The organism is Promicromonospora thailandica (genome assembly GCF_024171955.1).
GTDB classification, from domain to species: domain Bacteria; phylum Actinomycetota; class Actinomycetes; order Actinomycetales; family Cellulomonadaceae; genus Promicromonospora; species Promicromonospora thailandica.
In genome coordinates this window covers 258,535-268,030 of sequence record NZ_JAMTCS010000008.1, presented here as the reverse complement: position 1 = coordinate 268,030, position 9,496 = coordinate 258,535, and the positions used below count along the sequence as shown (strand labels likewise).

General features: G+C 71.0%; 15 protein-coding genes. All 15 read right to left on the bottom strand.

Going from position 1 to position 9,496, the window contains the following annotated elements:
* Positions 1-2: 2 nt before the first annotated feature.
* Positions 3-308, bottom strand: a complete 306-nt coding sequence (locus APR03_RS14825; RefSeq protein ID WP_253836801.1) for a hypothetical protein — start codon at positions 306-308, stop codon at positions 3-5.
* 26 nt (positions 309-334) lie between these two features.
* Complete coding sequence (locus APR03_RS14820; RefSeq protein WP_253836799.1) at positions 335-844, bottom strand: hypothetical protein; 510 nt, start codon at positions 842-844, stop codon at positions 335-337.
* Complete coding sequence (locus APR03_RS14815; protein ID WP_253836797.1) at positions 841-1,338, bottom strand: phage tail tube protein; 498 nt, start codon at positions 1,336-1,338, stop codon at positions 841-843. The genes APR03_RS14820 and APR03_RS14815 overlap by 4 nt, the downstream gene beginning before the upstream one ends.
* Positions 1,339-1,350: 12 nt before the next feature.
* Positions 1,351-1,644, bottom strand: coding sequence for a hypothetical protein (locus APR03_RS14810; protein WP_253836795.1), 294 nt, complete (start codon positions 1,642-1,644; stop codon positions 1,351-1,353).
* A 13-nt stretch (positions 1,645-1,657) separates the two neighbouring features.
* Entirely contained in the window at positions 1,658-2,089 is a 432-nt protein-coding gene (locus tag APR03_RS14805; protein ID WP_253836793.1) for a hypothetical protein, read from the bottom strand.
* Positions 2,086-2,541 (bottom strand): hypothetical protein, encoded by a 456-nt coding sequence (locus APR03_RS14800; RefSeq protein ID WP_253836791.1) that lies wholly within the window; start codon positions 2,539-2,541, stop codon positions 2,086-2,088. Before APR03_RS14800 ends, APR03_RS14805 begins: the two co-directional genes overlap by 4 nt.
* The gene (locus tag APR03_RS14795) at positions 2,541-3,122 is read right to left on the bottom strand and encodes a hypothetical protein (RefSeq protein ID WP_253836789.1); all 582 of its coding nucleotides are present in this window, start codon (positions 3,120-3,122) and stop codon (positions 2,541-2,543) included. Before APR03_RS14795 ends, APR03_RS14800 begins: the two co-directional genes overlap by 1 nt.
* Before the next feature lies 1 nt (position 3,123).
* Entirely contained in the window at positions 3,124-3,345 is a 222-nt protein-coding gene (locus APR03_RS14790) for a hypothetical protein (RefSeq protein ID WP_253836788.1), read from the bottom strand.
* Between the two features lie 78 nt (positions 3,346-3,423).
* Positions 3,424-4,659, bottom strand: coding sequence for a phage major capsid protein (locus APR03_RS14785; RefSeq protein WP_253836786.1), 1,236 nt, complete (start codon positions 4,657-4,659; stop codon positions 3,424-3,426).
* 69 nt (positions 4,660-4,728) lie between these two features.
* Positions 4,729-5,550 carry an HK97 family phage prohead protease gene (locus APR03_RS14780; protein ID WP_253836784.1) on the bottom strand — a complete coding sequence of 274 codons (822 nt, stop codon included), beginning with the start codon at positions 5,548-5,550 and terminating at the stop codon, positions 4,729-4,731.
* A complete protein-coding gene (locus APR03_RS14775) occupies positions 5,537-6,778 on the bottom strand; it encodes a phage portal protein (protein WP_253836782.1) in 1,242 nt (413 codons plus the stop codon). The genes APR03_RS14780 and APR03_RS14775 overlap by 14 nt, the downstream gene beginning before the upstream one ends.
* Positions 6,775-6,945 (bottom strand): hypothetical protein, encoded by a 171-nt coding sequence (locus APR03_RS14770; protein WP_253836780.1) that lies wholly within the window; start codon positions 6,943-6,945, stop codon positions 6,775-6,777. The genes APR03_RS14775 and APR03_RS14770 overlap by 4 nt, the downstream gene beginning before the upstream one ends.
* Before the next feature lie 11 nt (positions 6,946-6,956).
* On the bottom strand, positions 6,957-8,426 hold the full coding sequence (locus APR03_RS14765) for a terminase large subunit domain-containing protein (protein WP_253836778.1): 1,470 nt from the start codon (positions 8,424-8,426) through the stop codon (positions 6,957-6,959).
* A 52-nt stretch (positions 8,427-8,478) separates the two neighbouring features.
* The gene (locus APR03_RS14760) at positions 8,479-9,006 is read right to left on the bottom strand and encodes a phage terminase small subunit P27 family (protein WP_253836776.1); all 528 of its coding nucleotides are present in this window, start codon (positions 9,004-9,006) and stop codon (positions 8,479-8,481) included.
* 160 nt (positions 9,007-9,166) lie between these two features.
* Positions 9,167-9,472 carry a hypothetical protein gene (locus APR03_RS14755; protein ID WP_253836774.1) on the bottom strand — a complete coding sequence of 102 codons (306 nt, stop codon included), beginning with the start codon at positions 9,470-9,472 and terminating at the stop codon, positions 9,167-9,169.
* Positions 9,473-9,496 lie beyond the last annotated feature (24 nt).

The window sequence follows — 9,496 nt, the reverse complement described above, 5'->3', positions numbered from 1 at the left end:
GGTCACCCCCTCTTGCGGTTGGCCTTCATCTCGCCGATGCAGCGCTCACAGGTGCCCTTGGAGCCGTGGGCCGCGGCGATGTGCGCGCCGCGGACCTTGGCGTCCTCGGACTCGCGGGTGTGGTCCAGCTGGACGCACGTCGGGCACACGTCCACGTGGAAGTGCTTGGTGCCCTCGTCGGGGTGGGTGCCGCAGCCGGGGCACCGCTGGGCCTCGTGCGCCTGCCAGGTCAGGGCGGCGTCCTGGTCGGCCTCCGGCCAGGACAGGAACTGCGACAGGGGGATCCCCTTGGGCCCGCAGTAGGCCATCCGGGCCGCGAACAGCTCGTCAGCGGTCAGCCTTTTGGGAGTGCCTCCGGCGGCATCGTGACGTTGATGCTCAGGAGCGAGGTCCAGAGGCGGCCGTGCTCGCCGGGCGACCAGGTGCCCGAGGCGAGCTGCTCGGTCCACCACTGCTCGTCGCGCAGCTCCTCGTCCTCGGCGCACAGGGCGGCCAGCGGGCCGCAGGCCGTGGACTCGTCCCAGTTGCCGTCAGCGTCGAGGTGCGCGCCCAGGACGCGTTCCACCTCGGCGGGGGAGGCGGCCAGGAACCGCACCTCCTCGAAGTGTTCGAGGTAGTCGGCACGGGCCTCGTCGCGGGCCTTCTTCGCGTTGGTCAGGCGGCGCTTGAGCGCGGCCCGGTCCTTGCTGCCGTCGTCGTCGCCCGCGTCGACCGTGAGCTGCAGGAGGGTGGCCTGCCGGTCGGCCTGCTCATACACCTCACGTGCCGGTCCAGGATCACTGATCTGGACCGGCACGATGACGGTGCGCCGCTGCTTGGCGGCCAGGCGCTCCTTGAGGCTCACGGGGTCTCCGCCGCCGGGATCGGGAGGTCCTCGCCCGGGATGCCCGTGACCGAGAAGTTGACGGTGAGCTGCCCCGCCTGGTCACCGGTCGAGCGGACCTTGCCCAGGGACGTGACCGTCACCGGGAAGACGTCCATGGGGTCGGCGGGCACGTCGCCGCCGTCCATGAACACGAGGAAGCCGGTCGTGTCGCGGGGGAGCACCTCGCGGGCGTCCACGCCCTTGCGGTCGGCGTACATCGTCAGGGACGACGCCTCGACGGAGGTGCGGCCGCCGATCTGCTTGGTGAAGCGGGAGCCGAGGTCCGGCGTGTCGATCGTGCCCGAGGACACGGTGAACCCGGACAGGTCCGCGATCTCGTTGGTGAGGTCGGTGCCGGCCGTGAGCTCGGCACGGGTCGCGGCCAGGTTCGCCGCGGCGATCGTGGGCAGGAACAGCACCTTGGAGATCTCCGGGGCGAAGAACCGGGTGCTGCTGGGGAGCGGGGTTGCCATGGGTGGCCTCCGTTACTTGCTCTTGGCCGCGGGCGCGGCCTCGGACTTGGTGCGCCCGGGCACCGGCACGGACGCCGGGGTCTCGGTCGCGGTGCTGACCTCGGCGGTCTCCGCCCGGTCCGCCGTCGAGCCGCCGTCGGCGGCGGGCGCGGCCGCCGCCTTCTCGGTGGACCACCCCTGCCGCAGCCAGCCGCGCACCGCCTTGGGCAGCACGCGGGTCTCCAGGTCGGACTTGTGGTGGTAGATCGGCACCAGGCCGTCGTCGCCCACCTCGAGCTCGGGGCGGGCGTCGTCGTTCTTCTGCATGGCAGTTCCTCTCTCAGGACAGCCCGGCTTGGGCGTTGACGTCATCGACGATGCGAGTCAGCTCGGCGACGATCTCTTCGGTCTGCCGCTCCACGGCAGGCAGCAGGTACGGGCGGGCGCGCTCCACGTACCAGTGGTCGCGGTCGCCGAACAGCGGGTGGCGGAAGGTGTCGCCGAGCAGCCCCTCGTACACGCGGGCGTGCGGCGCGGACTTGAGCGATGCGCGGATCGCGATGCCCGGCCGCGAGCCGCCCAGGGATACGCGCAGGGACAGCGAGCCGGGGATCCGGGAGGACCACGAGGCGTCGCCGCGGGCGTCGGAGAACATCTCCTGGCCGGCGGCGCGCATCATGCGGCGCGCGCGCGGATGGAAGGCCTTTGGGATCCGGGCCAGGCGCTGCGCGAGCCCCTCCACCTCGCTGAGGTCGAAGATTTCCTCGGTCACAACAGCGCCTCTCCCGAGACGTCGAACAGGATCGCGAGCGTCGCGCCCGCCGCACCCTGCAGAGGGATCCAGTCCATGTCGCCCAGCAGCGCGGCACGGTCCCAGACACCGTCCACGGTGTGGTCGTCGCGCATCTTGGCGTCGAGCAGGCCGAGCAGGGCTACAGCACGGGCACGGAGAGCCACAAGGTCGTTGGCGCCCGAGTTCAGGGACAGCAGGCAGTGCACCTCCCACGCCTCGTTCAGGCGCGGCCGGCCCATGCCCTGCTGCCGGGTGGCGGTGGTCTTGTAGCCCGGCTTGTTGCCGTCGGGCATGCCGATCAGCAGCACGTCGTCAGCGAGCTCGCCGACCGTCGGGCCGTCGAGCACCTGCAGCCGGTCGGGGTCGAGCGTCAGCGCGATCTCGACGACCTTGGCGATCACGGACCCGATCCGGGTGATCTGGTCGGCCATCACATGCCACCCGGGCGCAGGAACGGCTTGAGGAGCTCGGCAGCGCGAGACGGGATCGCGAAGCCCTTCGGCACCCCGGACGGGTCGCCCACGGGCGTCGCACCGCCCATGAGACCAGCGGTGGCCACGTTCGTCGCACGGCCGCGCTGGGTGTCGAACAGGTGCGAGGCGATGATCTTCACGGCCAGCCGGACAGAGCTGCCATGACTGCGGGCCTGGGCGACCACCGTCCACGTGCCGGTGATGATCCGGCCCCGGGCGGCGACCTCGATCACGCCCGCCAGGCGATTGATCCGCCGTGCGGGCACCTCGACGAGGTTGCCGTCCGGGTCCCGGACCTCGGTCACGGCGACCAGGTGAGTGTCCGGCAGCACCAGCGAGCGCCCCGACGGCCACACCTCGTAGGTGCGGGCGACGTCCTCGAGCGGGCCGACCTTGTCGGTCGTCCACTCCAGGGCGGCGTCCAGGCACTCCTGGAGGGCCCTCTTCTGCTCGTTGGTCAGCTGCCCGGCCCGCATCCACTCGACGAGGGCGTCGAGGGACACGAACGGGGTGGTGACCTCCGGTGCCGGCTCGGACACGTCAGTCCTTGTCGGCGGTCTTCTCGTCGTCGTCGGTCTCACCGATGACGACGTACCCGGGCGTCTGGTCCGCGCTGCCGTCCGCACGCCGGGACACGGCCGCGACGACGTCGCGGGCGTTCTCCGGGGTCTGGACGGCGGCCTTGGCCGCCTCGGGCGTGGTGTCCGGCGCCTTGGCCTTCTCGGGCGTCTCGGCGGCCGGCTTCGTCTTGCTCTCGGTCATGACCCCTCCCAGGGCTCGTCAGTTACTGGTGGACGACTCGCTGGGCGGCGGGGCACGACCGCCGCCCAGCGAGACGGATCAGGGGGTGACGGCCTGGTGCAGGACCGCGATGGCGGACTGGTTCTGGATGGTGCCGTCCATCCGCTGGAAGCCGAGGAACCCGACCTGCAGGTAGTCGGCGTACCGCTCGGCCAGCCGCAGGGTCTGCGCGCCGGCCACCATGCGAACCACGTACGCCTCCCGGAAGTCGCCGAACACGGCCGACTTGCTGCCCGCCGCGAGCGCCGGGAGCGAGTTGTCGACGGTGTAGGGGCGGCCGTTGATGGTGGAGGGCACGCCGCCGGCCATCGCCGGGACCCAGAGGGGCCGGCCCTGGGAGTCCTTGAGCTTGCGGACCGTCTTCACGACGTCGTCGTGCACGAGGTACCGGGCCCGCTCGCGCAGGGCCGGGTCGATCTTGTGCTCCAGGTCGACCAGGTTGTCGTAGGTGATCGCCGTGGTGGCGGCACCCGATGTGAGGATGTTGGTCCCCGTGTTGACGCCCAGCGGCTGGTTGGTCCCCGTGCCGGCAGCGAAGTGCGCGGCACCGGCGCGGCCGATCCGCTCACCGAACTTGCGTGCGACGAACGCGTCCAGGTCGAACGCGGAGTCCTGCAGGAGCTGCAGCGACAGGCGGATGATCTTGGAGGTGTACATGTACGCGCCGAGCTCGACGTTCCCGAAGGTCGTGTCCTGCTCGGTGACCTGCGTGTTCTCCCCGACGATTGCACCGACGTTGCCGGTGTCGTCGTTCGAGGGCCACTGCAGGTCGTTGCCGGTCGCGGTGTTGAGCACCTCGGCCAGGCTCAGGACACCGCCGTAGGCCTTGACGGTCTCGACCATGCGGGCGAGGAACCCCGGAGGCACGGTGTAGCCACCGGCCGACGGCGTACCCGCGGCACCCGCACGGGCTTCGTACCGGGACTGCATGAGGCCGCGGTCCTCGGGGGTGACGGCCTCCATGCCACCGCGCAGGAACGCGGTGAACGCGGTGGCGTACCGGCCCTCGTCGCCGGAGCGGTCCTCGCCCGTGGGGTTGGTGTCGCCCTGGCCGGGGGCCGGGGCGTTCATGACCGCGGACATGCGCTCGGCGCGCTCCTCGGTCTCGATCTCGTTCGAGAGCCGCTCGACGTCGGCCAGCGAGCGCGTGTAGCTCTCGCCGTCCTCCTCGGTCGACTCGTACCCGGCACGCTCACGGCGGGCCTGGATGTCCTGCACGGCGGACCACGCGGTGGCGCGCTCCTCGAGCAGGGTGCGCAGACGTGCGCTGGTCATGGTTGCCTCCCGGCATGACGAAGGCCCGCACAGTGGCGGGCCTGAGGAGTGGGGTTTCGGTGCTGCCGGTCAGAGCCGGAAGCGGGCCTTGAGCGCAGCGGCGCGGGCGTCCGCGTGCTGCCACTCGAAACCCCGGGTGGCGTCTGCCGGCGCGGGGTTCTGCTCGGTCTCGGCGGCAGGGGCCGGCGCGGGGTCGTCGCCCCGGGTGGCCCCCTGCTCGGCGGGCCGGTCCCCGGCGGGCGCCGGGGAAGTCTGGGTGCGGGTCGGGACACCGCGGGCCGCGCGGATCTCGGCGGCCTCGGCGGCGCGGACACCCGCGTCGGTGTCCTCGTAGGCGGGGAACGTCACACCGCTGACCTCCAGGAGGCGGACCTCCTCGATCACACGGACGTCGACCTCGATCTCGACGGTCTCGCCCTTGAGCTCGACCTCGATGGTCTCGGACTTCCACGTGTCGCGGACGACGTAGAACCCGAAGCTCATGCCGGTGATCCGGCGCTTCTCCAGGTTGCGGACGAAGTCGCGCACGTAGGAGAGCTCCTCGTCCAGGTCGGCGTCCACGGCCAGGCCCACCGAGTCGGTGGACAGGCGCAGGTCACCGGCCGACACACGGGCCAGCAGGAGGGAGCTGTTGTGGTCGATCAGGAAGCGGGCGTCGCCCTCGTCCAGGGTCTTGTCGAACGCCGTCGAGGCGATCTCCTCGTACCAGCCCCACCGGAACGGGTCACCGATCGTGGTTCGGCTGTTGAACACCGCGGCGTGCCCGGTGAAGGTGCGGCTCTCGCCGTCGTCGGCGCGCCGCAGCATGCCCGTGGCGTCGGCGAGCGTGCGGGTGCGCTGCTCGACGACCTGGGACGTGCCCGCCGCGCGGACGCCGCTACGCGTCGTCATCGTCCTCGTCATCGTTGCCTCCGGTCGTGCTGGGGTCGGCGGCGCCCTGCGACGCGGCGGACTCGTTGTATGGGCGGTACGGCTCGTTGCCCCACGGCACGGGGGGCAGGTCTTCCAGCTCGCGCGGCTCGTTCGGCACCATCCAGCCGTGCTGGATGCCCGAGGCGTAGAAGGCGGCGCGTGCGGTCGAGTCGCCGCGCAGCAGGCCCTCGATCTTGAACTCGGCCTTCTCGGTCTTCGGGTCGCAGATCTCGCGAGTGACGCGCTGCTCGATGCGGTGGAAGTAGGGCTTGAGGGCCAGGACCACGAAGGAGATGAACTGCTGCTCCATGCCGGTACCCCAGCTGGTGGACTTCTCCTGGTCGTTGATGATCCAGCCGGGCAGGCCGAAGATCCGGGCGATCTCGGAGGTGGAGAACTTCCGCGACTCCAGGAACTGGGCGTCCGACGGCGACAGCGGCAGGCGGTCGAACTTCGCGCCGTTGTCCAGGATCACGATGTCGCCGGCGTTGGAGGCGCCCGTCTTGGCCCGCCACCGGGCCCGCAGGATCTGCGACTGCTCCTCGTTGACGGCCTTGTCGGTGTAGAGGAAGCCGGACTGCATCAGGCCGTCCTCGAACATCCTGGCGGCCACGTCCTCGGCGGTCTGGGCGACCTGGAAGGTGCGGCGCAGGTTCTCGATCTTGGAGATGCCCCGCACGCCGTCCATCGACAGGCCGGGGATGTGCATGATCTCGTGCGTGGTCAGCGCGCTGTCCTGCTTGCCGTCGATCACGAACTTCTTGACCCACGGCATGCCGACCAGCGCGCCGTCGGCGACCTTCACCTCGACGCGGTCCGGGTGGATCGGCACGAGGCTGGTCAGGCGGCCGTCGCGGGTGCGCACCTTCCGGACGAACGCGTTGCCTCGGGTGGCCTGGTGGGCGACGACCGTCTCCCACATCTCGAACGGGGTCGTCACGCCACCGGAGACGTTCTGCTCCAGGGCGTCGATGTGGACCTCGGTGTGGTCGTCGCGCTTCGTTACGTTCAGCGGGCAGCCGGCCACACCGGAGGCCAGGATCTCCACGCACCGCAGGGCTGCTGCGATCCGCATGGGGTCGCCGCTGGTCTGCTCGGAGCCCCACAGGTCTGTGGCCGACGCCGAGGCGCTGCTCCAGCTCACCGGGTTGGCCGGGTTCTCGATCGAGCGGGCCACCATGCCCGCGAGCGCCTGGAGAGCCTTCACGGGGTCGTGCCCTTGCCTCGGGCGGCCGGCGCGCTGCCGGCCTCGGCGAGCACGGCGTACGCGACGAGGAAGATCCCGCCGAGCAGGACGCCCCACCACGGTCCGGCGAGGACGCCGACGGCGACCGTGACCAGCGCGAGGCCGAGCACGAAGCAGACAGCGTTCACAGGGTGTCTCCTCACCAGATGTTGAAGCCCTCGTCGGGCGGGTTGTTCAGCCACCACAGGGCCCGGTCGAGCGTGAAGACCGCGGTGACGGCGCCGTCGATCCGGCGGGGGGAGTCGGGGGTCTCCTTGACGATCCGGGCGAAGCCCTGGGACGTCGGCTTGGGCACTGCGTCGTTCACGTGCCGGGATAGCGCGGGGTCTCCGTCGTGCGTGAGGGCGGCGAGCGTGACGTGTTCGTAGAAGCCCTGGGTGGCCTTGCCCATGCGCTCGGGGGTCTGCGGGTAGGGCTCGATCGGCAGGCCCTCTTCCGTCAGCTCGACGGCGGCGTCCTGCCACAGGTAGTCGTCCCAGGGGTTCTCGCGGACGTTCCAGCGGCGGCTGGCTTCGCGCAGGGCGTTCTTCACCTCGGCACGAGGCACCCGCCAGTTCGGGTCGAACGGGTCGCGCTCCCAGATGCCCAGCACGAAGATGTGGGGCCGGTCCTCGACGGTGACGCCGATCAGCGCGGTGGAGTCGCCGGTCTTCGACCCGTCCAGGCCGATCACGACGTCCATGCCGTCCGGCGGCCCGCCCGGGTACCGGTCGACGGCCTTGCAGGCGTCCCACGCGCCGTGCGGGAGCCAGACCTTGCCGGAGGCCACCCACTGGTTGGTGCGCTTGATCCGGAACTCGTTCTCCTCGGTGCGTCGCACCACGGAGTGGAAGTCGGCCTCGCCGATCAGGTCGCCGTATCCCGGGTTGGACTCGCGCCACGTCTTGGGCTGGTCGTGCGGGGCCTTCACCCCGGCGGCCGGCTCCCACCACGCCATGAAGAACGTGGGGTCGTCGATGATGTTCTGCGCGACCTCGACGCCGTGCTTGTACAGCGCGTAGCAGATCGAGTCGAGGCCGGTGCGGTCGGTGCGGACGCCCGCGGTCGTGATCCCGATGATGAGCGGCTCGGGCCGGGCGCCCTGGGCCAGCTGCATGACGTTCCACAGCTCACGGGTGGGCTGCACGTGGAGCTCGTCGAACAGGACCAGGGACGGGTTCAGGCCCTCCTTGGTGTAGGCCTCGGCCGAGACCGCCTTGTAGACCGTGCCGGTGGACGGCACCTCGAGCACCTTGGCGTAGGTCTTGATGACCCCAGACAGGTGCGGGTCCATCTCCACCATCCGCTTGGCGGTGTTGAAGATGATCGAGGCCTGGTCCCGGTCGCCGGCGCACGAGATGATCTCGCCGCCCTGGGGTCCCAGGAGCATGTTCCCCACGGCGATCCCTGCGCCGAGCTCGGACTTCCCGTTCTTGCGCGGCATGCCGACGAGCTCGGTGCGGTGCTTGAGGTACCCGTCGACCCGGCGGGCGAACATCCGGCGCAGCAGCTGACGTTGCCACATCCGCATCCGCAGCAACTCGCCGACGCCGCCAGCGATCGAGTCCTTCGTGATCCGGCACGTCGTGTCGATGATCTCGGCGTACAGGTCGCCGTCACCACGACGCATATCGGCCTGGGAGACGGGCGTCAGCCACCGAGGGCGCGGCGCGCCCCAGGGGTTACGCCCCACCGGCGCGCGTCCCTCGGTTGGCCGCCGCCTGCAGGATCGCCACCAGCGGGTTGTCCGACTCCGGCTTCACCTCGGCCACGCCCAGCGAGCCGCGCGCCGACGGCGTCAGGCCGATCTCACGCTCCAGCTGGAGCATCTGGGCGGCCGTCGCGCGCATCTGCGACAGCAGCGGGTTCGGCCGGAGCTGCCCCTGGGAGCCCTTGACGTAGAAGCCCTGCTCCGCGAGCGCCCCGGCCATGCCCGAGAGCAGGTCTTCGGCCTCGCACAGGCGGGTGACGACGTCGATGTCGGTGGCCGGCGCGAGCCAGGTGGCCTCGCGCCAGATCCGGACCCAGCGGCGAGCGCCCTGCCCGTCCTCGACGAGCGTGGGCGGCACGTCCGGGATCCGGTCGCCGTCGATGCCTCGCAGCGCAACGACATTGGCCTCGTCCGGGAGCGGGCGGCCGCCGGAGTCGCGCCCGGGGGAGCGGCCCTTGCGACGGCGCTCCTCCAGGGGCGTCTTCGGGGGTCCAGGCACGGTCGACACCCCCGTTTCAGCGCGTCAGCCGACACCAACAAATACGAACCGACCAAAAAAACGGATCCAACTTGAGCGTGTGCGCGTTCAGCTGGGCGCGGGAGGTGGGATTCACCCCCTGGTGGACTTTTGACCACCCCCCGGGGGGTGTCCGCCCTGGTCAGCGGGGCGGCGCCGCGCGGTGACCGCGGTTGCACGGCCAGCACTGCGGGCCGATGTAGACGCTGCGGTCGCGGGGGTCGTGGCCGAGGTCCCAGTCACGGCCGACGAGCTGGTTCGGCGTCGGGCAGGTCACGCAGTAGACGACCTCGCCCGCGTCGATCTGCTCCTGGATCTCGGCACGTCGAGCGCGGTGGTCGGGACCGTAGCCACGCTCGTCGGCGTAGCCGCGGCGCCGCTCACGCCCTGCCTTGCAGTCGTCGCACAGGCGCCGCACTCCAGGCCGGCCGCAGTCGAGGCACGGCATGGAACCTCCGGTTCATCCTGGCCG

Excerpts from the sequence above, each read along its gene's own strand:
- APR03_RS14790 (WP_253836788.1), bottom strand. The coding sequence starts at position 3,345 with ATGACCGAGAGCAAGACGAAGCCGGCCGCCGAGACGCCCGAGAAGGCC.
- APR03_RS14780 (WP_253836784.1), bottom strand. The coding sequence starts at position 5,550 with ATGACGACGCGTAGCGGCGTCCGCGCGGCGGGCACGTCCCAGGTCGTC.
- APR03_RS14800 (WP_253836791.1), bottom strand. The coding sequence starts at position 2,541 with ATGGCCGACCAGATCACCCGGATCGGGTCCGTGATCGCCAAGGTCGTC.
- APR03_RS14810 (WP_253836795.1), bottom strand. The coding sequence starts at position 1,644 with ATGCAGAAGAACGACGACGCCCGCCCCGAGCTCGAGGTGGGCGACGAC.
- APR03_RS14755 (WP_253836774.1), bottom strand. The coding sequence starts at position 9,472 with ATGCCGTGCCTCGACTGCGGCCGGCCTGGAGTGCGGCGCCTGTGCGAC.
- APR03_RS14815 (WP_253836797.1), bottom strand. The coding sequence starts at position 1,338 with ATGGCAACCCCGCTCCCCAGCAGCACCCGGTTCTTCGCCCCGGAGATC.
- APR03_RS14785 (WP_253836786.1), bottom strand. The coding sequence starts at position 4,659 with ATGACCAGCGCACGTCTGCGCACCCTGCTCGAGGAGCGCGCCACCGCG.
- APR03_RS14825 (WP_253836801.1), bottom strand. The coding sequence starts at position 308 with ATGGCCTACTGCGGGCCCAAGGGGATCCCCCTGTCGCAGTTCCTGTCC.
- APR03_RS14765 (WP_253836778.1), bottom strand. The coding sequence starts at position 8,426 with ATGCGTCGTGGTGACGGCGACCTGTACGCCGAGATCATCGACACGACG.